Source organism: Chitinophagales bacterium, assembly GCA_017303415.1.
In the GTDB taxonomy this organism is placed as follows: domain Bacteria; phylum Bacteroidota; class Bacteroidia; order Chitinophagales; family Chitinophagaceae; genus SpSt-398.
Map to the genome: position 1 here is coordinate 2,104,593 of JAFLBJ010000001.1, position 23,322 is coordinate 2,127,914.

Consider the following 23,322-nt stretch of genomic DNA (forward strand, 5'->3'; position numbering starts at 1 on the left):
ATCTCAAACTATAAAGGTCTAACTACCGAAATCCAACATCCAACATCCAACATCCGTCATCTGTCATCCGTCCTCCGTCCTCCGTCATCTGTCCTCCATCCTCCCCCCAACTACTTACTCCTGATCGCCACCACCGGATCCATTCTTGACGCCTGTGAGGCGGGAATGATACCTGCCAGGATGCCAATGACAAAACAGATGACCACCGCCACGATCATATTGGAAGTGGAAAGATAAATAGGGAAATTAAAGACATTGGTGAGGATCTTGGTCAGCCCAAATACGAGTAGTAATCCGATGGCCCCGCCCACCAGACAAAGGAAGGCTGCTTCCAGCAGAAATTCCGTAAGGATGATGCGGCTTTTTGCCCCTAAAGCCTTTTTCAGCCCGATCTGGCTGGTCCTTTCCTTCACGGTAACAAACATGATATTGGCCACACCAAACAGCCCTACGATCAGGCTAATGCCGCCAATGATGGCCCCGCCCAGGTTGATCCCGGAAAAGGCTTCGCTAAAGGCAGTGCTCCAGTCGTTCACATCATTGAGGGAAAAATCATCTTCCTGAGTGGGTTTCAATTTATGGATGGCCCGCATGCTGCCCCGGAGGTCTTCCTTCAAGGCTGTACTTGGAATATTCTCCTTCCCCTGCACCATGATCAGTGGGGAAGCATTTCTTTCATTCATGATATTGCGGGCAAACTTGTAGGGCATCACGAGGCTCTGGTCAAACTGCCATCCTCCAAGCATCTGGTTCCCCTGTTTTTTGATAACGCCGATCACGGTGATCTTTTTGCCTTTGGCAATGATCTGTTTTCCAACGGCTCTTTCGGGGTTGACAAATAATTGCTCGGCCACCTCATTCCCGATCAGACCGGCATTGCTTCCCCGCTCAAATTCACTGGCCGAAAAATAGCGGCCATAGCGCACCTCGATCGGTTGGATATCGTCAAATTCCTCACTGAATCCATAGAGGATCACATTGGAAAGTATATTGTCGGAATATTCCAGGTTAGCATTGGAGTTGATCATAAAGGCCGCATGGCTTGCCGTATGCGTCCTGTCTTTGATCTGTTTCACCTCATCATACTTTGGCAGCGGCCGCTTGATGAATTTCCACCAGGGGTAGTCCGGGCCACCGCCCTGGCTGTAATCCCATTTATCCAGATAGATGGTATTGGTACCAAATGACTGGATCTCATTTTGGATATTCTTTTCCAAACTGCCCAGGGTGGCCATCACACCAATGATACAGAAGATGCCGATGGTAACCCCGAATAGGGATAGAAAAGTGCGGAGTTTGTTTTTCCACAACTCCAGGGCAGCCATTTTGAAGCTGCTAAGGATGATCTCAATTGTGCGGAGCATAGACAAAAGTAGCCCCAATTTGGTATTTTTTCCATGAATTATGACCGGAGGTCAATTACCTTTGCGGCTTGCTATGAAATACGCGAACGAGATCAACCGAAGAAGGACATTTGCCATTATCAGCCACCCCGATGCCGGTAAGACCACCCTGACCGAAAAATTCCTCCTTTTTGGAGGGGCCATCCAGGTCGCCGGGGCCGTAAAGAGCAACAAGATCAAGAAGCACGCCACCTCTGACTTTATGGAGATCGAGCGGCAGCGGGGTATCTCGGTGGCTACCTCGGTCATGAGCTTTGAATACCAGGGGATTCTCATCAATCTGCTCGATACACCCGGGCACAAGGATTTTGCCGAAGATACCTACCGGACCCTTACAGCTGTGGATAGTGTCATCCTTGTGGTTGACAGTGTAAACGGGGTGGAGGACCAGACCCGCCGATTGATGGAAGTATGCCGGATGCGGGATACGCCCGTGATCGTTTTCATCAATAAAATGGACCGGGATGGTAAGAACCGGTTCGACCTGCTGGAAGAGATAGAAAAGGAACTTTCCATTCATTTACACCCCATGACCTGGCCGATCAATAGCGGTAAGGATTTTAAAGGGGTATATAATTTACATGATAAGAACCTTCGGCTGTTCACTGCCAATACCAAAGCCGCTGACGAAGATGTGATCGCCATCCAGGACCTGGCCGATCCGGTGGTGGATGAAAAACTGGGAGAGAAAGATGCAGCCTTACTACGGGAAGATGTTGAACTGGTGGACGGCGTTCATGGCCAGTTGGACGTGAGTGAATACCAGGCCGGAAAGGTAGCTCCCGTGTTCTTTGGGAGTGCTATCAATAATTTTGGTGTCAAGGAAATGCTCGACACCTTTATTCGGATCGCACCCTTTCCACGTGGCCGCGAAACATCGGTACGTAAAGTAGAAGTAGGGGAAGATAAATTAAGTGGCTTTGTATTCAAGATCCACGCCAACCTGGATCCCAAGCACCGTGACCGGATCGCCTTTTTCCGGGTATGCTCCGGAAAATTTGAGCGAAACAAATATTACCACCATGTCAGGCTCGACAAAGATGTACGTTTCAGCAACCCCTATACCTTTCTGGCGCGGGACAAAAGCATTGTTGATGATGCTTTTCCTGGCGATGTGGTCGGACTTTTTGATACCGGTAATTTCAAGATAGGGGATACCCTTACCGAAGGGGAGGATTTCTATTTTACCGGCATCCCTACCTTTTCGCCGGAGATATTCAAGGAGGTGGTCAACAAAGACCCGATGAAGACCAAGCAGCTTGAAAAGGGCCTGATGCAATTGACCGATGAAGGGGTGGCTCAATTGTTCACGCAGTTTGGAGGAAATAAAAAGATCATCGGATGTGTGGGTGAACTGCAATTCGAGGTCATTCAATACCGGCTTTTACAGGAGTATGGAGCTTCGGTGGAGTTTCGTACGTTACCCTTTTATAAAGCCTGCTGGATCACCTCAGCCGATGCCAAGAAGCTGGAGGATTTTACGCGTTTTAAAACCAATAATATCGCCGAAGACAAAGACGGGCACCTGGTATACCTGGCACAAAGTGAATGGTTCCTCAATACGGAAAGGACAAACAATCCCGATATCGAGTTTCACTTTACCAGTGAAGTGCACAAAGAAGGGGTTTAAATACCAGTGTAATTGTGTGGCGTGATGGTGCGTAATTCTTTTTTTACATTTTCCGCCACTTTCAACCCATCAATGAATTTCCGGATACTTTCCTTGTTGATCTTATGATTACCCCGGGTTAATTCCTTCAGGGCCTCATAAGGCTTGGGGAAATTCTCCCGACGTAAAACGGTCTGGATCGCTTCAGCCACCACGGCCCAGTTATTATCCAGGTCCTGGTAAATAGCCTCGTCATTTACTATCAATTTTCCCAATCCTTTTTCTATGGATCGTATAGCTAGCAAGGTATGCGCCAGCGGGAGGCCAATATTTCGAAGTACTGTAGAATCAGAAAGATCACGTTGTAAACGCGAGATCGGGAGTTTGGCCGACAAGTGTTCAAACAAGGCATTAGCAATACCCAGGTTCCCTTCGGCATTCTCAAAGTCGATGGGATTGACCTTGTGTGGCATAGCTGATGACCCGATCTCACCGGCCTTTACTTTTTGCCGGAAATATTCCATGGAGATATAGGTCCAAAAATCACGACACAGATCCATCAGTATCGTATTGATCCGTTTGATCGCATCAAAATGAGCGGCCAGGTTATCATAATGCTCGATCTGGGTAGTATGTTGCTGTCTGGTCAGTTCCAGTTTTTTCTCTACGAATTCATTTGCCAGTTTTACCCAATCCACTTTTGGGTAGGCGACATGGTGGGCATTCATGTTTCCGGTAGCGCCACCAAATTTTGCACTGAAGGGAATCCCTATCACCTGTTCGATCTGTCGTTCGATGCGTTCGATAAATACCTGGATCTCTTTTCCCAGGCGGGTGGGACTGGCTGGTTGTCCGTGGGTATGGGCCAGCATGGGAATATCCTTCCAATCGGCGGCCAGTAATTTGAATTGATTGTTCAGGTTGAGCAGGGAAGGGAGGTATTCGTATTCAAGGGCGTGCTTCCAACTTAATGGGATTGCCGTATTATTGATATCCTGTGAGGTGAGTCCAAAGTGGACCCATTCTTTTTCTTTACCCGCCCCGGCCTTTTCCATTTCCTGTTTGATGAAATACTCCACCGCCTTTACATCATGGTTGGTGGTATATTCGATCTGTTTGATCTCCTGTGCGTCTTCCAGGCCAAAATCCTCCTGTAGTTTTCGCAGGGATTTGACCACTTTGGAGGTCAATTTGAAGAATTTCTTATCGGCCAGGAACAAAAGGTATTCCACCTCTACCCATACCCGGTATTTCATCAGGGCATATTCAGAGAAATACTCATCCAGGTGCTGAACCTGTTTGCGGTACCGGCCATCAATGGCCGATAGAGCGGTCAGGGGGGTCAATTCCATAATTTGTTTTTATAAGCGGTCCCTATTGTTACCTTTGCTGCCGCAAAAATAGCTCAATTGGCAGAGAAGATAAAAGTTGGTATTGTCAGTTATCTCAACACCCGCCCCCTGATCTATGGCCTGCGCCAGGAACCCATGGCCAGCCAGATAGAATTGTGGGAGGATACCCCGGCACGCCTGGCCGATATGTTGGTCAATGGAGAGATCGACCTGGGACTCGTTCCGGTAGCGACCATTCCCCACCTGCCTACCTATCAGGTGGTTGGCGACTATTGCATCGGCACCGAAGGGGAAGTGGCCTCTGTTTGCCTGTTTAGTGAGGTGCCCCTCGAACAGATAGAGACCGTATATCTGGATTACCAAAGCCGGAGTTCTGTGGCACTCCTCAAGTGGATCATGCAGGAATACTGGGGAATTAAGCCACGCCTGATCGATGCCGAGAACGAGGATTTCAGGGCCGAGATCAAGGGTACATCTGCAGGGCTCGTTATTGGTGACCGGGCATTTGAACAGCGAAAAATATCCACCTTTATCTACGACCTTGGCTCCGAATGGAAGAAGATTACCGGGTTACCCTTTGTTTTTGCAGCCTGGGTTAGTGTTAAGCCTCTTCCCGAAGCATTTCTTCGGGATTTTAACCAAGCCAATGCCGTCGGTTTAAATGCACTGGATGATATTTTAAAGGACATCCACTATGATCTGTATGATCTCCGAAAATATTACACCATTCATGTTAGCTACCCCCTGAATGAAGCCAAGCGTAGAGGAATGGAGAAATTTCTGCAGGTGATTGGCGGGTAATTTTGTTCTATAAGAGCACCCAACCAGTAGGGAACAGGTCTTCCGTATCAGAAGGGCCCTGATCAAACCAGCGCTTTGGCGCGATCACAGTCTTATTTTCCTGTGATCCCATCCAGGCCGCCCACCAGCTAAAACTGCTGTTGGCAATGATATTGTGCCGGCAACATTGCATGAGGTAAAAATCTTCATAATGAGTCTTCGCCAATTCACCAGAGACGATGACCGCATTCTCTATTTTAAGTTCCTGCCGAACCCAATCCATATCATCGGAGAAAATATAGAAGGTAAGATCATTGAATTGCTTACGAAGCGTGGCCATTGCGGCTGTATAATATTCAGCAGAGCACAGGCCATGGTATTCCAGAAAACCCGGTTTGGTATAATCTGTTCGACGGATATGAACGGAAACAGCGTTTTCAGCTTTTATTTTTTCCCCGAGTCCCGCCACCTGCCTTATCTTTTCAGCCGGTAACGCCAGCTCAGAAAGCAGGGTCTCCCGAATGGGCTCAAAATATTTTGGGCTTTGAAAATTGCCTTTAAGATAACAGGAGGGCCCGATCTGTTGGAAGGAAGGGTCATAGTGAAAATACCGCTCGCGATGGTAGGTCCGCCATCGTTTGGGACGCAGATACTGTAAGGCCTTGGCGGTATTCGTGGCTGGTTTCAACCGGTTGATATCTGTCTCTTCTGCCAGTTGAAACTGGGTAGGGAAGTTTCCCAGTTCCAGTTTTCGGAGATCATATCCCGCAAAATCCCGTGTATCCAGCTTTAATTCCACACCATGCCGAAGGCTTAAATAACGCCCCGCCGCATACTGGAAAAACTGGTTCCCCATTCCGCCGATGATGTGGGAGATGATCATTTCTATTTTGGGTTACTCTATCTGTTATTGCTTTCTAAACCAGAAACATCCACAGGGAAATTTTTGTTTCTGTATAAATTCATTGTCCGCATTTTCGATCAACTCACCCTGATCAGGAATAAGCGTGAAGTTCATAAGTGTACAATTTCCAAAATACCCTAATACCTGATCCTTAGAGTAAAGCCTTTGTCCATTAAATTCTATACGCCCATCGCCCAGTGGTGCCACAAAAAGAATATCGCCTCCTTTACGTACAACCCGTATCAATTCATTGATAGCTTTTAGATCAGCTTTGGGATCAATTGGGTCGCCATATCTCCCTAATCCTATATGTTCGATTGTATGCATGCAGGAAATAGAAGGTATGGAATCTGTTTCAAAGGACAGGTTGGTAAGGTCGGCAAATCCAGACTGATAATTTGAAAGGCCAATTTCGGCTACCCGGTAGTCATAAAATTTTATAGGCAAAAAGGCAGAAGCTATTGTACTAAATGAGAGGATGGAGGAAATGTCAACATGGTATTCAGGACGCGTTTGAGCAAGTACTCTCGCTGCCCAGGCTGGGTGAAGTACATAATGACGGTCGAATGGAGTTGTTTTTACGCGATCGGTAAGACAAGGATATATTTCAGCGAATTTCATTCGAAGCCTTCCATCGTTCATTTTGTTGAATTGACGGTATTCGCCAAGAAATTTAAAAAAATAAAATACTCTTTTAGGGAACCTAACAAGAATGTCTTTCCCAAGAATGGTGAAATAGCGTTTTAAGTACATGTTCCTATCTTGACAACTTTACATAAATATCACCAAACCCGGTTTTAATAAATCCATCCGTTGCAACATGTTGGATAAATGAATCAAACGGTATGAAATTATCCAATTCGTATACCATTCCTTCCCCAACAGAGTAATTAAATAAATAATCAGGGCTCAGGGATTGACAAAGACGTAAGCATTCAGCGAGCTTTTGATTTTGTTCGGGAACCGTATACTCAAATGATATTACTGGAATTGGTTGGTGAAGTCCTTTTAGAACTTCAACTTCATATCCCTCTACATCAATCTTACAAAACTGAGGTAGCCCAAATTTTTCGATAAGTTTGTCAAGCGTGGTGATTTTGACTTTTTCCTTTTTCTCCCAATTATGTTGTTTAAAGCGTGATTGTTTAACACTTTCGATCCAATCCTCCGCCATAGAGGAAATCGTACTGTAATCCGCAATGTAAAGGTCCTTTTCTGATTCTTCTGCACCCAGTCCCATGCCTACTACATCGATACGATCTCCAAACTTTTTATGTAAGGTTTCGATGCAGTTTTTTTGGGGTTCAACAGCAACGACTCTTGCTCCAATTGCCAGTAACACGTTAACCCGGTTTCCAACATTTGCACCTACATCATAAACAAGTTGACCTTTACTAACGATATTAGAATAAAATTCAAGGCGGGGCTGGAAGTGTTTTTCGTCTTCCTTTTGGTTCTTCTTTTCTAATTGTTTGAACTTGTACTCAGTATACACCTTGTAAAGGCCAATTGCCTTAAGGATACTTATGATTGTTTTCTTCATATAATTGTTCATTTCCACGTCTTTACAGACATGGGATTGCGGTGGTAACCAATGCACCGCTATTATCTACCGTGACCCTCCAACAGTTGCCGTTGGGAGACTTCATGATAATGCCAGAACCAATTTGGTCAATGTTCACATCACCGGCAAATACATGTAACCTGGATCTGGGCGTTCCACCATTACTCATTCCAATACCTACAAAGTTATTTATTTTGGTGGCAACCAATGAGTGGGTAAACGTATTCTGATTAAAAATGGAAAAGTTTCCGACCCCACCAGCCGTATTTGTTGTACCGCCAACAATAAGTGTAAATTGGGTGTTGGAAGGATTATTTTTTAATCCAATTGAAGCATGCCAATTATCCTCAGACTCAAAAAAAGCGATACTTCCACCAGGTCCAACATTCGAGGGTTGCTGACGAATATGTAATGGGTATTGTATATGCGCATCCAACCCAATTCCAATCTTTCCAACGGAGGAATGGATGCCATTGGCATCCGGGATCCAATAGGAGGCAGCGGTATTTGTAATGGTATTGCCTGAAATACTGATACCTGTTCCACCAACCAAATTATGCGAAACCGTATTTCCCGATATATTAATCCCTGTTCCCCCAACCAGGTTATGTGCTATTGTATTTCCTGTAATATTGATCCCGGTTCCCGCCAGGTAATTGGCATTGATGATATTTCCGTTGCTGATCGAAATTGCATTTCCCGCTACCAGATTGGTGCGATGAGCGTATAGTGCATAAGGTACACTCAATAATTGGGTGGTGCCTTGTACCTGATAAGTATTGGTGCCATCGGCTGAGATCTCTACCTGCAAAAATTTATTGCCACTGCCCCAGTTGATCGTATTAAATGTACCACTCACAACTGTTCCTGTTCCGATGGACAGGGTAAACAAGCCAAAATTATTGGTGGTGGTGGCATGTGTCTCCTGGTAAATAAGCGTGCCGTTCACAGATCCATCGAGAATCGAGAACCGGACATTTACATTCTGGGTCGGTATGATTAACCCCGTAGCTGTTCTCGCCACGGCCTGATAGTTGAGCGCCTGTGGCACTTGTTGAGCGAGCAAGTTGGTCACGGTTAGGATGATAACCAAAAGAGATAAGATTTTCTTTGTCATGGTATTATTTTTATAAGAGATGATGGTTTGGTTTAATGCTTTTTGATGATCTTCAAGGTCTTGTATTCTCCGCCACAACCAGGAAGCAATCGTATGATATACATTCCCGAGGCGAGTTTTCTCAGGTCAATGTAGTTATTGAAAAACCGGGTATTGCTCACCAGTTTTCCATCCGCTGCATAGATCTGATAACTGGTGATCCAGTCATGCCGGCCGACCAGTCGTATATAATCTGTTGTGGGATTGGGAAAATATTGAAAAGTATTGTTGATGATATCACAGGCCGCATCCGCCACTTTTACCGAAGGTTGTAATACCCCCTGGGTTACCTGATAATTACCGCCGGAAATGGTGGTGATCGAAATCTCGCCAATGGAGTATTCAATTTGATAGTCTGTCGTAACCAGCGTGGCTCCGGTCGAATTAACAACGGACTGCCCCCTGGCGACCCCCATGGAGCAAATCAAACAAATTAAATAAAATCCTTTTTTATAAATTTTCATAAAATGGGTTTTGGTAAAAATAGCAAAAATGGGCATGGGCAGAGAGCAGAGGGGTTTAATTTTTCAGGGAATTAATCTGTCCTTTATGTCCTTTAAAATGGCCCTGATGCGATCAGCCACCATTGTCCAGAATATGGAACGATCATAGGCATTATAAACCCCTTTTTCCTTCCTGGCCTTGAGATAGATCCGTTTTGTTTGAAAATAAAGGTAATAGGGATTGATACGTCTGTAATGGACATGGGTGGTATTCTGGCTGTGGACCCGGTATTTGATCACCGGGCGGTCAATTTTTTCGATGGCATAACCATCCGCCAACAAGGATAACCAGAGGGGGTAATCCTCAACCGCATATTCGGGTAATTGCTGGCTGGTATCATACCCATATTGCCTCATGATTACCGTACGTATCATGACCGTGGAATGGGTAATGCAATTCTCCCATTTCATTACCCGGCGAATATCCTTTCCTGATACGATCTTTTCATCCATATCCCAGGGTTTTGCTGGCGCCCCTGATTCATCGATCGGCAGGGTTTTGCCAGCCACAAGGGCCGATTCGGGATGACGCTCCAGCCATTCCTTTTGCCAGGCCAACCGCTCGGGTAAGGATATGTCGTCTGCATGCATGATACAGAGGAGTGGGGCCTTCACCAAGGCGATTCCTGTATTCATGGCGGCAACCACGCCTTTATTCACCTCATGTTTTATATAAACGATTCGCGGGTCGGTGTAGGAAAGAATAATGGCCTCGCTCTCATCAGCCGAGCAATCATTCACAATAATGAATTCAAAATCGGTATGTGTCTGGCCAAGGATACTGTCAATGGCCTCCCGTAGAAATTTACCCGCGTTATAAACGGGCATGATCACCGATATGGATGGCGAATGGGCCATAGGTTAGCGGACGAATACATTTTTCATGAAGAATCCTTTCAACGTGTACCATTGGGATTTGATCAAATAACGACCTTTGGCCGGGGTGCCTGCCAGCAGAAATTTTAAACCGATAAGCCAGGACACCTTCCATTTAAAAACAAATTCCAGGCCTTTGGTAAAGAGGCCCCAACCACCCTTTTCTGCTCTTACCCTAATCTTTTCCTCGTTGCCGGTCTTCAGGTATAGTTTTCGAAAATTGTCCGGATGCAACCGCTCGGCATCAATGTTATGATAAACCACAGCAGCCGGAACATACCAGATATCCTGGCTGAATTGACGGACCCGAAAATTAATGGCCTTGTCATCGCTCCGGAATTGCAGGTCTGTATTGAATCCTCCGGCTTTTTCCAACGCAGCTTTGCGATAGCTCATATTACATCCTGCCGGATACTTCATTTGCCGGTCATACTTCCTAAGCTGATCTCCATGGTCCTGGCCCGCCACAAACCCATACAGGTAATGGCTCATCCAAACCGGTTCTTCTCCATCGGGATATTTGGGTAATACTTTTCCTCCAGCACCTACAGCCTCTGGGTGATGCTCAAAAAATTGGAGCAGGGAAGCGGCAAATTCCGGAGTCGCCTCCGCATCGTCATCGATATAGGTAATGATCCCCGAACCGGCTTCCCGGTAGCCACGGTTCCGGGCATGGGATAGACCCTTGTTTTCCTCATAAAAATACCGGATCACCGTATCAGGGTTTTGCGCAATTACTTCCTGCACGATTCGGGCAGTTTGGTCGGTACTCCGGTTATCGATCACCAAAACCTCATAAAAGGCTTTGTTCAATTCCTGTTTGATCAGGGACTCCAGGGCCGCACGGATAAACCTGTCGCGGTTATACGTACAGATCACGATCGATATGCTGGGATGAGTAACGGCCATGTAACGAAGGCTTGAAAATCATTGCAAAATAAAGCTATTGGGCTCAATATTCCCCCCGGGAATTTATTAAGTTTGAGCCCCGGATACACCCATCTATGGCTTCACCTGTCTACCTTCTTCTACAGATCAAACGCTACACAGAACAGGTGTTGATGTGGCCATTTGTGGCTTATGGAAGGCTCCGGGCCTCCCGGGAGCCATCAATTACGGCGTACGACCTGGTTTGCTTTTTTCCGGGCTATGCCCTCGGCGGAGCCGAAAAGGTACATGCCGATGTGGTGGATTGCTTTCCGGATAAACGTATTCTGATCTATTTCACCCGACGTTCGGCCAACGACAAAATGTTGCACCTTTTTCAACGCGAAGGGGTCACTATCCGTGATATCAGTGCCTGGACCGATAATAAATACAAATACTGGCAGAATTTTATCTGGAGGGGTATTTGTGCCGGCCTGATCGTCCGACAGAAAAACAAACCCGTTGTATTTTCCGGTCAATGCAATTTTGGCTATAAAGTCTTGCCGCATTTGCCAACCGGGGTCCGAAAGGTGGAACTGATCCATGTAGCAGAAAAAAAATTCTCCTGGATCACCTTTCCTTTTATTGGTTTGATCGATCAGCGGGTCATGATCTCAGACATCATCATTCAACGGGCTCTTCATTTCTATCGATCCATTGGCGTTCCAACTAAATATGATCAACGTATTCAAAAGATCATCAACCACACAGAGCTGCCACCCGATGTACCGGTGCGTACCTATACAGATCCATTAAAAGTGTATTATGCCGGGCGGGGTGGGTATCCAAAACGACTGTATCTCCTGATGGAGGTAGTTCGGAAGAGTAAACAATTGAACCTACCCATAGAATTTCATTTTGCCGGCAGCATCGCTGATGAGATTCCGGCTGAATTGACAAAGGATATAATTTACCATGGCGAACTGCAGGGTGGGGAGGCCATGCGTACCCTTCATCAAAAAATGGATATCCTGTTCATGTCCTCCGCCTCAGAAGCCTTCCCGATGTTGATCATGGAAGCCATGGCCAATGGGGTAGTGGTGATATCCACCAGTGTTGGAGGTATCCCCGAACATATCCATACCGGTAATAATGGCCTGCTGATCACCGCAGAGGATGAAAATGCGATCGTGGATGAATTGCTCTATGCTCTTCAGGAGCTTAGCCGCGACAGGGAACAAATAAAACGGCTTGCCGAAGCAAGCCGCCAATACGCGTTCAATTATTTTGGTAAAAAACCTTTCTGCGAAGGGTATCGCAAGGCTTTATTTGGATAATGATCAGGCCGTTTTTTTACTCCTCCGCCACAACATAAACCCGCCAAGGATCAATAACACATACACAAAAATACTCGACCAGAGTACAAGGGTATTGCCCAACCGATACGAATCCGGGTCAAAATGAAATTTGATCGTATGCTTTCCGGCTGGAACAGATAATCCACGCAGGGCATAATTGACCTTAATGATCTCCACCGGTTTATCATCAATGGTAGCCTTCCAACCACCCGGATAATAGATCTCGCTGAACACAGCAAATTGCTGGGTTGCCGCATTGAAATCATAGGTGATATCATCGTTACGATTCTCTACGAGGCGAATGGAAGCCGTGGAATCCATTTGCGGGGCGGCGGTGATCAGCGGTTTGAATTTCTCCTGCACAATGGCGGTGTCCCGCAGATTGATGCTGTCCAGGGCCTTCATTTCATCCTTTCCATCTTTTACATACAGGATATGCTTCACCAACCAGGCATGGCCAAAAGCTCCAGAATTGATCTGGGGAATGGGCTTGCCATCCTGTGGATTGGCTACAATAAAATACTTTGTATTCAGCATGTCGAAGGCCTGCATATTTCCTTTGGACAATTGTTGTTCATACAGGTCCTGGAAAATCGCAAGCTTGGCCGGATGATACCCACCAATGGTATTGTGATAGTAGGAGGGTAGGGATTCATCAAAAGGAGGAACGGTCTGGTTAAAGACCCGATAGTACCCCGTATCCTGTTTGATCTGCGCATCGGCCTGGGTCATGGCAAAAGTGTTCTCGTAGGTGGATTCATCCACATAGGATTCCCTGTCCAGATAACGGTTGGCAATGCCTAACAAATCCAGTGAACTGATAACGGTAAGCGAAGCAAGTGCCAGTCCGGATTTGATCTTTCCCTGCACAAATAACCAGATCAACAGAAAGGAAAGACCAATGAGTACGGTATTCCGTAACATGTCTTTCATGTACATGGATTTTCGGTCTTCCTGGATTGCATCGACAAAACCCGAAGCAAATTGTTGTGCTTGCATTTGCGCCTCAGGACCGGGTTGTTGTCCCCCGCGCATGGCCTGCTGCAGCATCATATTGGAAAAGTTATCACGTAGCCCTGCATCAGAGTTGCCGCTAAAGGATGCAGTGGCATAAAAAGCAAGAAGCACGGCAATAAGCGCTCCGGTAGTTATACCGGCACGCTTCAGTATTTTGACCCATTCTGCCTTCTCGCGCTTGCCAAAAAATATCTCCTGCAAGGTGAAGGCTGCCATGACGGCAAAACAGAGTTGAGGAATGACCAGGGCCATAGTAGGCGCCCTGAATTTTTTATAAAAAGGAAGATAGTCGAACAGGAAATAGTTCACCGCTTCGAAGTGATTCCCCCATGCGAGGATTATGCCAAATAAACTGGCGGCAACGATCCACCCCAGGTGCCAGGATCGGACAGTAAATAGCCCGATGATAAATAACAAAACGATCACAGCACCCAGGTAAACCGGCCCGGATGTGCCCGGCTGAGGGCCCCAATAAGTGGAACCATTTGCCACCTGAAGGGCTGTCTCCTCTGGATAACCAATCTCGGTGAGCTTTTGGGCAAAGACAGAAGTTTTAAGGTTCTTGCCGGCACTGCCGCCACCATAAGCCGTAGGATGGACCAGGGTTAGTGTTTCACCAATGCCATAACTCCAGCGAAAGGCATATTCCTTATCAAGACCACCCGTGGTGGTATTGGGATCGGCTTTGTCTTTCATTTCAGATTCACCACCACGAATGGAATACTTTGCATAGTCATATGTGGTCAGTGTGGTCACGGCTGAAGTACCCATAGAAACCAGGGCGATCAGGATCCCGATACCCCCACTCAGGAGCAGGTGACCCCATTCTTTGGCTTTAATGGCCTGCCAGGCATGGAACAAGGCAATAAATGCGGCAACGATCAGGGTATAGTAAACGATCTGTAAGTGAACGGTTGCCATTTGGAGACTAAGGGCTACGGCCAACATCATTGCGCCACCCCAATACTCTTTTCTAAAAAGAAGGAGAAAACCACCGATCACGGCAGGTGCCATGGCGATAGCTTGCATCTTGGTATCATGCCCCACTTCCACAATGATGGGATCATAGGTAGAATAGGCATAGGCCAGTGCACTCAATACCCCGATCCAGGGTTTGACCGGTAAGATCAAAGCGAGGATATAAAAACTCAAACAGGCCAGAAAGAAAAAACTGATCGGTTTGGGCAGTCCCAGGGTCAGAACAGAATAGATATGGTTGACCGTAACAGGGTGCGTCTGCCCAATGATGATCTGGTAGGCAGGCATACCGGCAAACATGCTATTGGACCAAAGCGGGTAGTGCCCGTATTTCTCTTTGAATTCGTAGGATTTCTGGGCCATGGCCTTCCAGCGTTGAAAGTCATGTTGCTCCACCACCTCTCCCCGCAATACCGGTGCGCAATAGATCACCGACACCACAAGAAAAATTGCCACGGCCGCCAAATGGGGCCATCCTTTCTGGAACCAATGCTTATTCATAATTAGGCGGTTGTTAAGGCTGACAAAATAATGCTATTTTACACTAAATTAGTCCATGCGCTGGCTATTATTTTTGTCCCGGGTGGCCCTGATCTGCAATCTGTTTTTCCTGGTCGCCCTCTCCTTACGGTTGTGGAACTGGATCGGTAGTGCCGATCTGCAATCCACCATAATCATCCTGGGCTATGTATTGTCCATGTTGTTCAATCCCCTGACTGTACTTACCTGTCTTTTTGTTTATATCCTGAACCGCCAAAAATTAGCCGTGGTTCCAGGCTGGCTTATTGTGACCAATGTGGTCTTTTTATTTCTGCAACTCATATTTGTCCTCTCGCTGAATATTGACGAAATCAAAACCTGATCATGATACAAAGCATCCTCAAAGATCGTCCTACCCGACTTTTTCTGGTACTGGGCGCTGTATTTGTCGCCAATGCGCTCATCGCCGAAGTGATCGGGGTGAAGATTTTTTCACTGGAGGCGACGCTGGGATGGAAACCGGCGGATTGGAATATCCTTGGCAATACATTTTCATTTAACCTGACGGCCGGGGTACTGTTATGGCCGGTGGTCTTTATCATGACCGATCTGATCAATGAATATTATGGCATGAAAGGGGTGCGGTTTCTTTCCTATCTCACCGTGGCACTTATCGCGTATGCTTTCCTCATTTTCTTTGGGGCCATTCATCTTACCCCGGCCGGATTTTGGGCCAACGATTATTTTAAGGGTGTAACGGATAGCAATGCGGCTTATGCAGGGGTTCTTGGACAAACGCAGGCCATCATCATCGCTTCCCTGATCGCCTTCCTGATCGGACAGGTATTGGATGTATATGTATTTCATTTTATAAAAAAGAGAACGGGAGAGAAGAGTATCTGGCTCCGGGCAACCGGGTCAACATTTGTGTCGCAATTTGTGGACAGTTTTGTCGTCTTGTTCGTTGCCTTTTATGTGGCACCCCGCCTCACCGGTCAAACCAACCCCTGGACCTTTGGTATGGTGATGACCATTTGTATTGGAAACTATATTTACAAATTTATCATGGCGATCGTTCTTACCCCGGTAATTTACCTGGTACACGGATTCATTGAGAAATACTTGGGACATGATAAAGCGGCAGAGATGAAGCGTGCAGCGATGGCGGAGGAAGGAAGAACAAGGTAATAAGGAGTAAGAAATTAGAAACATGAAATAAGGAAGTACTTGGATTACCTAAGGAAAAATCGGCTGTCGGATACTTTACTTATTCCTTATTTCAAATTTCTTATTTTTTATTCTTTACTATTTCCGCAACGATTTTATCAATCGGTAAGGTCACGGCTTCCGGGGTAAATTCTTCCCAGTTTAACAAGCGAAAGGTTTCGGTTTCCTTGGTACGCTCATAGATCTCCATCTGTTGCTCATCAAAATCAAAGGGCTTATCGCGAAAAGGTACTTTGATCTCCTCCAGGGGATGAGCGAAATAATAGATCGAAATGATCTGGTGAGAGGGGTTAAAAGCCGACATCTGAAAGTAATCGGTAGTATAAATATGATCTCCGATACGGGCTTCAATATTCATTTCTTCTTTTAGTTCACGACGAAGGCAATCACGGGTGCCTTCTCCAAATTCCAACCCACCTCCCGGGAATTTGGTATAAAATCCCCCACGGATATATTCATCACTGACGACTACCTGTTTTTTTTCATTGAGGATAATGCCGTACACACGGATGTTGAAAAAACTCATGCCTACAGAATTTTTTTACGTAAAAAGAACCAGCCGATGATCAGGGCGATCACCAGCGATAGGATGACAACGATAAGAAAGGCGTACCTCGATTCCTCAAACCCATTGCGCACGTTCATCCCAAAAATACTGGAAATGAGTACGGGAAGGGTCAGCACGATTGTGATCACGGAAAGCCTTTTCAGCACTTCGTTTTGATTATTGGCAATGATGCTGGCAAAAGCATCCAGGGTGCTGCTCAGGATATTGGTATAGATATTGGCCATTTCAAGGGCCTGGGATGTGTCAACGATCAAATCTTCAAGATATTCCCGCTCTTCTTCGGTCAACCCCAGGAAATTGGTACGGGCCAGTTTCATGAACAATAATTCATTGCTTCGCAGGGAGGTGACAAAATAAACCAGGCTTTTCTGGATACGCATCAATTGAAGCAGGTGCTCATTCCGGTTCGCATCGTACAATTTCTGCTCGAGAATATTACGCCGGTGATTGATCTCTTTGAGGTATTCAATTGAATTCTGCACCACCTTTTCAAAGATCTTCAGCACCATCATATTCTTTTTGTCGGGATGCCGGTTTTGAAAGGTGTTCAGGAATTTCTTCATCGCCGGGTTCTCAAAGGAGTTTACCGTTACGATCTGGTGGTGGGTCAGGATGATACAAATCGGGATGGTGATGTAATAGGCATCACTATCGTTGAAGGAATTGTTCTCCGTTGGCGTTTTAAGTACAATGAGTTTAACATTGTCATCTTCCTCATAACGTGCCCTTTCATCAATATCCAGCGAGTCGGTCAAAAAGTCAACGGGGATATCCAGTTGTTCGGATAATTCCGTGAATTCCTCCTGCTTGAACGGAGGGAGAATATTCACCCAGGCGCCATTCTCTGGTCTTTCAATGGCCACAGTTTGGTGATCGATATTCTTGAAGTACTGGATCATCCGGGTAAAGGTAGGGGTGGGTGGGGAGAGTAAAAATTTTTAAATCGAGAGGGTTCCTTCAAATACTTTTTCAGCAGGCCCGCAAAGCCAGATATTTTCAAACCGGTCATCTCCGGTTCTGTCATACTCCACACTAAGCTTTCCACCGGGTGTGGTCACTTCCACTTCATTAAAACCATTTTCATTGTGATAGCAAACGATGGCGGCAGCAGTAACACCGGTGCCACAGGAATAGGTTTCGTTTTCCACGCCCCTTTCGTAGGTCCTTACACTGATCTTGTCATCTTCCCCGAGGTGTTCAACAAAATTGACATTGATCCCTTCCTTTTCAAATTCTTTGCTGTAACGGATATCCCGGCCTTTACGAAAAACATCCACTTCGGCCAGCATGGGTACGAATTTGATATAGTGCGGCGAACCAGTGTTCAATACATAATCCGACCCCATTTTTTTTATACTCGTTACATCCATCATCTTCAGGGATACGGTACCATCACTATCGATCTCGGCTTCATGTGGGCCATCGGAGGCCAGAAAATGATAGGTAGATTGGGCTAGACCCAGATGGGAGGCAAATTTGACAATACAACGTCCGCCATTTCCACACATGCTTCCTTCCCGTCCATCGGCGTTGTAATACTTCATCTCAAAATCATATCCCTCCAGGGAATTGAAAGTCATGAGCCCATCGGCACCGATACCAAACCGACGGTCACAAAGAAAATGGATCTGTTCAGTGGTCAGCGAATCATAACCACCGTTCCGGTTGTCGAGCAGGATAAAATCATTTCCGGTTCCCTGGTATTTGAAAAATTGGATAAGCATAAGGGTACAAAATTACGAAGCCTGATTTATTCTATGTCTTTGATAATATCCAGCGATTTTACGATCAGGTTTTCTACCGCGGCAGCACCGTCCGGAGAGAATTGTTTCAATACCCGGTTGGCGACGATCACATTCAGCGACAGACAGTGGTGGCCAAGTAATTTACCAAGACCATAAATGGCCGAGGTCTCCATTTCAAAATTGGTGATCCGGTAGCGCCCAAACCGGAACTGGGTAAGCCGGTCGATAAGGTCAGGCTGGGCCACACCCAAACGCAGAACCCGTCCCTGCGGGCCATAGAAACCCGGGCAGGTAACCGTAATGCCATGGTGATAATCCTTTCCAAAATGTTTGAGCAGAGAGGCGCCGGCCCCGAATATATAGGGGTGGGCGATCCCGTTATGCAGTTGGGTAAAGGTGATGAAGGATTGAAGGAGTTGCTGCTCTTCATCATTCTGTTGCATCCGGTAAAAATTCATCAGGTTGTCAATACCCAGGCCATGGGTAGAGCAAACAAAACTATCTACAGGGATATCGTCCTGCAGGGCACCGGAGGTGCCCAGACGAATAATATTCAGGGAGCGTAAGGAGGGGCGTATACTTCGCGTACTGAGATCAATGTTCACCAGGGCATCGAGTTCGTTGATGACGATGTCAATATTGTCCGTACCAATGCCACTGGAAAGGACGGTCACCCTTTTTTCGCCCAGATAACCTGTGTGGGAAATGAATTCACGGTGCTGGGACCTGTGTTCGATGGTGGAAAAATGTTTGCTCACCTGAGCGACCCGGTCAGGGTCTCCAACCGTCAGGATGGTGTGTCCGATTTCTTCAGGGCGTAGGTCTAAATGATAAACGGCTCCCCGGGCATTGAGGATCAGTTCCGATTCTGCGATACGTTGCATGCGTCAATTAGTTAGGTAGATTCTCCCGAATATACTAATTTTGGCGGCTCTAGCCGGTACCGTGGCCGAGTGGCTAGGCAGAGCTCTGCAAAAGCTCCTACAGCAGTTCGAATCTGCTCGGTACCTCAGCCTTCAACCACCAAAGCATTCGCGTTGGTGGTTTTTTTACATCCAATAGTTCATCAGGAACGAAGAAACAGGCTTCTGCTGTTTCCTTTTCTTTTCGTAGGAGCTGTTATACGTGAAGTGAACCTCGTTGGTCTGGTTGCGGTTCAGGTAGCCAACACCAGGTATTTCGACTTCCAATCCCTGAATCAGCAATTCATTGATATAGTAGGACAGACTGCGGATGTCTGCATAGATCACACAAGCTTCCGATTTTAAACGGTCACATAAAAATTGCACCAGGCTTTCATCCAATCCATTCTTTCGCAAGGGCGAGAAACTCAGTTTCCGACGGGTTAATACTTCCCCACGGGGCATGGTCAACTCCTCCGTATGAACGTCGAAACGTCCTATGGTGGGGATCTCGAGGTATCCTTTTTTTTCAAGGAATTCTCTTAAATGCCGAGCGATTTTCATGATTGGCTTTTTGTTACATCAGCGCATTAAAAATTGGTTTCCCTGACCTGCAGGCGTAATCTTAGGTTAGCGTTTTGGTTGCTTTAATAGGGGAGCTGGAAATGGGGAAACAATGTTAACAAAATATTCCGAATCGTGCAAGTATTTATTTAAAAATTAATATTTGACAACCTTTACAGGAGGTTGACCTTTAGAGATATAAAGAACATTGAGCGAGTCGGCGATCCGGGTGGTATCGCTGGGGAGGGCGGGAAGCCGGAAGAAGACCTGATAACGGACGCTGTCAGTGGTGGAAATATGAACATCGACCTTGCATTGTTCTTTCAGGTATTGGTACCGGGTATAGGCCTGTCGCATGGAGGCCTCTTTGACGATGAATTTATAGGTTTGGGAGGAGACCGGATCGGCCACCGGGGCCTGATTGACCGGTGTGGTAGCTACAGCCAGGGTATCCGGAACGGGTTGGGTGGTAACTTCGGGAGTGGTGGTATCTGCTTTGGACCGGATCATCGATTTGAACAGGGTATATCCACCCCAAATGGCCAGTCCCAGCCCCACAATGACCACTGCGCCGGTCAGCCACTTGTTCCGTGCATTGGATGCAGCTTTGCGAGTACCCAATATATCACTGTAATCGAGTGAATGATCCTCCGCTGTTGCGCCTTGTACCAGGTTATCCTTTTCAGAAAGAGGGAATTCTTTTGATTTTTCGGTCTGAATCAGACCGGCTGTAAATTCCATCACACCCTCCTTAAGTGGTGTCAGTGTGCCTATGCCTTCCAGAAAAAATGGCTTCCCGATATTGAGGAATTCTTTCATCTGGTCGATGTAGGATACCAGATCTGCCTCTGCCAGACTTTTCATTTTGCCTGTCTCCCTGGCCACAAAATTGACAAGGCCTTCATCCATTTTCTCTGCTTTATTACCAGTGAAACGAATATTCAGGTCCGGGGATCCGTCAGCGCGTGATTGGGATTCGGTGACAAAACGGCCAATACCAACAAGGGATAGCTGCTGATTGGACATCAGGTATTGGGTCAATAAGGGGGATAATTTCAAGGTATCAGAGTTTAACCCTCACAATATAAATATTTTAGATGGGAGGTGCAAGAAGGTGGCCGTGTATTAATTTTGCAGGATGCTAAGTACGGAAGAATCAAAATTTCTGGATTATTGGGAAAAGAACAGGGAAAGAAAGAAAAAAGTGTACCGGCAGTTGTCCGTAGGCCTTCCCACCGGAGCTGTTCTTGTTATCGCCATTTTCATCAATGTATTCTCCGGGTGGTACACCCGGGCCCTGATGACCTATAATGGAGATAAATCCATTTTATTGGTATTATTATTGGGAGGAATAGGCATCGCCACTTTTTTTACCATTTATTCAGCCCGGCACCGATGGGATCAAAACGAACAGAAATACAAGGAATTGCTCCAAAAAAAGAAAAAAAGGGGCAGCGAATCAGACCATGAATCGGTCTAATCAAATAATAAGTGAATTATGAAAAATGTGACCATTCTATTCTTATCCGTACTCGTAATGATGACCGGAACCGGCTGTGTTAAAGACCAGGGCTGTGATGACAAATCCCCCCAATCAGAAAAAGCTACCATGGTGGCCTATGCCACAGCAGAAGGCATTAATGCGGTAGAACATTCCAGCGGACTTTATTACGAGATCATTACCCCCGGCACAGGCAACCAACCCACTGCTGCTTCCAAAATTAAAGCCACCTATACCGGAAAGCTGCTCAACGGGACCGTATTTGATCAACTGACTACACCACCTACTCAACCCTGGGATATGAGCCTGCTCATAGAAGGTTGGAAGATCGGATTGCCCTTGATCAAACAAGGCGGTACAATCAAACTGATCATCCCATCCTCCCTGGCCTATGGCTGTAATGGCGCCGGGCCGATTCAGGGAGATGCCATACTTTATTTTGATGTAACCCTGGTGGAAGTGACGAACTAAAAGCTAATAGCTATTAGCTTTTAGCCTTTGGTTAAGATCATTCTTCACTAAATTGCATGGCATGTCTTTCCACCACGAGGCCATATCGGTTTTTGATATCTTCAAAATCGGAGTAGGCCCATCCAGTTCTCATACCCTGGGACCCTGGCGGGCAGCGGAACGTTTTGTACAATCACTCCGAAAGCGTGATCTTCTTTCTCAGGTTACCAGCATTCGGGTACTACTCTATGGGTCATTGGCCAAAACAGGCAAGGGCCACGGAACAGATATTGCCATTCAATTGGGATTGGCTGGAGAAGACCCGGTAACCTTCGACACACAACAGATAGGAACGCGAATAAAGGAGATTGCCTCCATGAAAAGACTTGTACTGGGTGGATGGCATGAAATCCCCTTTGATCCGGCCGAGGATATTGAATTCCTTTTTGCCGAGAGTCTTCCTTTTCATCCCAATGCCCTCAGTTTTCTGGTCCATTTGCAAAATGGAATGGATATCGCCGAAACCTACTACTCAATGGGTGGAGGGTTTGTGCAGCAAGAAGGCGAAAATGGGTCACAAGCCAGTGGACAAATGCTTCCGTTCCCTATCAATACCTCACAAGACCTACTGCACTGGTGTATGAAAACCGGTCTCTCGATCCATGAGGTTGTCATGGAAAATGAATTGGCCTGGCGGTCAGAATCGGAGATACAGGCAGGAGTAGGGAAGATATGGGAGGTCATGAAGGATTGTATGTACCGGGGTTGTCATACTGAAGGACACCTGCCAGGAGGTTTGGATGTAAAAAGAAGGGCCGCCCCGCTGAATACAAAACTTCTCAATGGCCAATCCTATTCCGGTTATACAGAATGGATCACCTGCATCCGCCAGGGTGGTCATGATTTTAAATATACGCTGGACTGGGTTAGTTGTTTTGCTCTCTCCGTCAATGAGGAAAATGCATCCTTTGGACGTGTTGTTACCGCACCCACCAATGGGGCCGCAGGTGTTATTCCGGCCGTACTTTTTTATTATGTTGTTTTCTGCGGAGGTGACAAGGAAACAGATATCATCCGGTTTCTGCTTACCGCTGCTGAGATCGGTAGCATTTTCAAAAAAGGAGCGACCATTTCAGCCGCCATGGGCGGTTGCCAGGCAGAGATCGGTGTTTCCTCCGCCATGGCCGCAGCTGCATTGACCGAAGCCCTGGGAGGCACACAACGACAGGCATTAATGGCCGCCGAGATCGCAATGGAACATCATCTGGGATTGACCTGTGACCCCATTGGCGGACTGGTTCAGGTTCCTTGTATTGAAAGAAATACCATGGGAGCGATCAAAGCCATCACGGCCTGTCAACTGGCCATGCAAAGCAGTCCCGATTTTGCCAAGGTATCACTCGACGCGGTCATTAAAACCATGTGGGAAACCGCACTCGATATGAATAGTAAATACAAAGAAACCTCCGACGGTGGATTGGCAGTGAATATCCCGATCAGTCTGCCGGAATGCTGAAA

General features: G+C 46.5%; 24 protein-coding genes and 1 tRNA gene. 9 read left to right on the forward strand and 16 right to left on the reverse strand.

Annotated elements, in window-relative coordinates; translation table 11 throughout:
• Nucleotides 1-110 precede the first annotated feature (110 nt).
• Nucleotides 111-1,364 (reverse strand): ABC transporter permease, encoded by a 1,254-nt coding sequence (locus J0M30_09130; GenBank protein MBN8667654.1) that lies wholly within the window; start codon nt 1,362-1,364, stop codon nt 111-113.
• Nucleotides 1,365-1,437: 73 nt separating this feature from the next.
• Here J0M30_09130 and J0M30_09135 point away from each other — a divergent pair, with 73 nt between their 5' ends.
• A complete protein-coding gene (locus J0M30_09135) occupies nt 1,438-3,033 on the forward strand; it encodes a peptide chain release factor 3 (GenBank protein MBN8667655.1) in 1,596 nt (531 codons plus the stop codon).
• On the opposite strand, the gene purB is transcribed toward J0M30_09135, so the two are convergent.
• A complete protein-coding gene (purB, locus tag J0M30_09140; protein MBN8667656.1) occupies nt 3,030-4,364 on the reverse strand; it encodes an adenylosuccinate lyase in 1,335 nt (444 codons plus the stop codon). The genes J0M30_09135 and purB overlap by 4 nt on opposite strands.
• Before the next feature lie 57 nt (nt 4,365-4,421).
• Here purB and J0M30_09145 point away from each other — a divergent pair, with 57 nt between their 5' ends.
• Nucleotides 4,422-5,165 (forward strand): menaquinone biosynthesis protein, encoded by a 744-nt coding sequence (locus J0M30_09145; GenBank protein ID MBN8667657.1) that lies wholly within the window; start codon nt 4,422-4,424, stop codon nt 5,163-5,165.
• Between the two features lie 7 nt (nt 5,166-5,172).
• Here the strand turns inward: J0M30_09145 and J0M30_09150 are convergent, their stop codons facing one another.
• The 7 genes from J0M30_09150 to J0M30_09180 all read right to left on the reverse strand — a co-directional run bounded on the left by J0M30_09150 (nt 5,173) and on the right by J0M30_09180 (nt 11,056).
• Nucleotides 5,173-6,027: an alpha-1,2-fucosyltransferase gene (locus tag J0M30_09150; GenBank protein MBN8667658.1), complete on the reverse strand. Its 855-nt coding sequence runs from the start codon at nt 6,025-6,027 to the stop codon at nt 5,173-5,175.
• A gap of 24 nt (nt 6,028-6,051) precedes the next feature.
• The gene (locus J0M30_09155) at nt 6,052-6,801 is read right to left on the reverse strand and encodes a DUF268 domain-containing protein (protein ID MBN8667659.1); all 750 of its coding nucleotides are present in this window, start codon (nt 6,799-6,801) and stop codon (nt 6,052-6,054) included.
• Between the two features lie 4 nt (nt 6,802-6,805).
• A complete protein-coding gene (locus J0M30_09160) occupies nt 6,806-7,591 on the reverse strand; it encodes an FkbM family methyltransferase (protein MBN8667660.1) in 786 nt (261 codons plus the stop codon).
• A gap of 22 nt (nt 7,592-7,613) precedes the next feature.
• Complete coding sequence (locus tag J0M30_09165) at nt 7,614-8,729, reverse strand: hypothetical protein (protein ID MBN8667661.1); 1,116 nt, start codon at nt 8,727-8,729, stop codon at nt 7,614-7,616.
• Nucleotides 8,730-8,761: 32 nt separating this feature from the next.
• Nucleotides 8,762-9,232, reverse strand: a complete 471-nt coding sequence (locus J0M30_09170) for a T9SS type A sorting domain-containing protein (GenBank protein MBN8667662.1) — start codon at nt 9,230-9,232, stop codon at nt 8,762-8,764.
• 63 nt (nt 9,233-9,295) lie between these two features.
• The gene (locus tag J0M30_09175) at nt 9,296-10,129 is read right to left on the reverse strand and encodes a glycosyltransferase (GenBank protein ID MBN8667663.1); all 834 of its coding nucleotides are present in this window, start codon (nt 10,127-10,129) and stop codon (nt 9,296-9,298) included.
• Nucleotides 10,130-10,132: 3 nt separating this feature from the next.
• On the reverse strand, nt 10,133-11,056 hold the full coding sequence (locus J0M30_09180) for a glycosyltransferase (protein MBN8667664.1): 924 nt from the start codon (nt 11,054-11,056) through the stop codon (nt 10,133-10,135).
• 95 nt (nt 11,057-11,151) lie between these two features.
• Between J0M30_09180 and J0M30_09185 the strand changes: the two genes are divergently transcribed.
• A complete protein-coding gene (locus tag J0M30_09185) occupies nt 11,152-12,351 on the forward strand; it encodes a glycosyltransferase family 4 protein (protein ID MBN8667665.1) in 1,200 nt (399 codons plus the stop codon).
• A gap of 3 nt (nt 12,352-12,354) precedes the next feature.
• Here the strand turns inward: J0M30_09185 and J0M30_09190 are convergent, their stop codons facing one another.
• Nucleotides 12,355-14,868 carry a YfhO family protein gene (locus tag J0M30_09190; protein MBN8667666.1) on the reverse strand — a complete coding sequence of 838 codons (2,514 nt, stop codon included), beginning with the start codon at nt 14,866-14,868 and terminating at the stop codon, nt 12,355-12,357.
• 55 nt (nt 14,869-14,923) lie between these two features.
• Between J0M30_09190 and J0M30_09195 the strand changes: the two genes are divergently transcribed.
• Nucleotides 14,924-15,229 carry a hypothetical protein gene (locus J0M30_09195; GenBank protein MBN8667667.1) on the forward strand — a complete coding sequence of 102 codons (306 nt, stop codon included), beginning with the start codon at nt 14,924-14,926 and terminating at the stop codon, nt 15,227-15,229.
• A 2-nt stretch (nt 15,230-15,231) separates the two neighbouring features.
• Nucleotides 15,232-16,035 (forward strand): queuosine precursor transporter, encoded by an 804-nt coding sequence (locus tag J0M30_09200; protein MBN8667668.1) that lies wholly within the window; start codon nt 15,232-15,234, stop codon nt 16,033-16,035.
• 100 nt (nt 16,036-16,135) lie between these two features.
• On the opposite strand, the gene J0M30_09205 is transcribed toward J0M30_09200, so the two are convergent.
• From J0M30_09205 to J0M30_09220, 4 genes are read right to left on the reverse strand one after another with little or no spacing between them, the layout of a single operon-like run.
• Entirely contained in the window at nt 16,136-16,600 is a 465-nt protein-coding gene (locus tag J0M30_09205) for an NUDIX domain-containing protein (protein ID MBN8667669.1), read from the reverse strand.
• Between the two features lie 2 nt (nt 16,601-16,602).
• Entirely contained in the window at nt 16,603-17,541 is a 939-nt protein-coding gene (locus tag J0M30_09210; protein MBN8667670.1) for a magnesium transporter CorA family protein, read from the reverse strand.
• 39 nt (nt 17,542-17,580) lie between these two features.
• Nucleotides 17,581-18,366: a diaminopimelate epimerase gene (locus J0M30_09215; protein MBN8667671.1), complete on the reverse strand. Its 786-nt coding sequence runs from the start codon at nt 18,364-18,366 to the stop codon at nt 17,581-17,583.
• A gap of 26 nt (nt 18,367-18,392) precedes the next feature.
• A complete protein-coding gene (locus J0M30_09220) occupies nt 18,393-19,271 on the reverse strand; it encodes a nucleoside phosphorylase (GenBank protein MBN8667672.1) in 879 nt (292 codons plus the stop codon).
• 55 nt (nt 19,272-19,326) lie between these two features.
• Between J0M30_09220 and J0M30_09225 the strand changes: the two genes are divergently transcribed.
• Nucleotides 19,327-19,397, forward strand: a tRNA-Cys gene (locus J0M30_09225).
• 39 nt (nt 19,398-19,436) lie between these two features.
• Here J0M30_09225 and J0M30_09230 read toward each other — a convergent pair.
• The gene (locus J0M30_09230; protein MBN8667673.1) at nt 19,437-19,853 is read right to left on the reverse strand and encodes a hypothetical protein; all 417 of its coding nucleotides are present in this window, start codon (nt 19,851-19,853) and stop codon (nt 19,437-19,439) included.
• A 156-nt stretch (nt 19,854-20,009) separates the two neighbouring features.
• Complete coding sequence (locus J0M30_09235) at nt 20,010-20,912, reverse strand: hypothetical protein (protein MBN8667674.1); 903 nt, start codon at nt 20,910-20,912, stop codon at nt 20,010-20,012.
• Nucleotides 20,913-20,991: 79 nt separating this feature from the next.
• On the opposite strand from J0M30_09235, the gene J0M30_09240 reads away from it, so the two are divergent.
• The 3 genes from J0M30_09240 (at nt 20,992) to J0M30_09250 (ending at nt 23,320) form a co-directional block, all read left to right on the forward strand.
• The gene (locus tag J0M30_09240; GenBank protein MBN8667675.1) at nt 20,992-21,333 is read left to right on the forward strand and encodes a hypothetical protein; all 342 of its coding nucleotides are present in this window, start codon (nt 20,992-20,994) and stop codon (nt 21,331-21,333) included.
• Between the two features lie 18 nt (nt 21,334-21,351).
• Nucleotides 21,352-21,825 carry an FKBP-type peptidyl-prolyl cis-trans isomerase gene (locus J0M30_09245; GenBank protein ID MBN8667676.1) on the forward strand — a complete coding sequence of 158 codons (474 nt, stop codon included), beginning with the start codon at nt 21,352-21,354 and terminating at the stop codon, nt 21,823-21,825.
• A gap of 61 nt (nt 21,826-21,886) precedes the next feature.
• The gene (locus tag J0M30_09250; GenBank protein ID MBN8667677.1) at nt 21,887-23,320 is read left to right on the forward strand and encodes an L-serine ammonia-lyase; all 1,434 of its coding nucleotides are present in this window, start codon (nt 21,887-21,889) and stop codon (nt 23,318-23,320) included.
• The last annotated feature ends 2 nt before the right edge of the window (nt 23,321-23,322 follow it).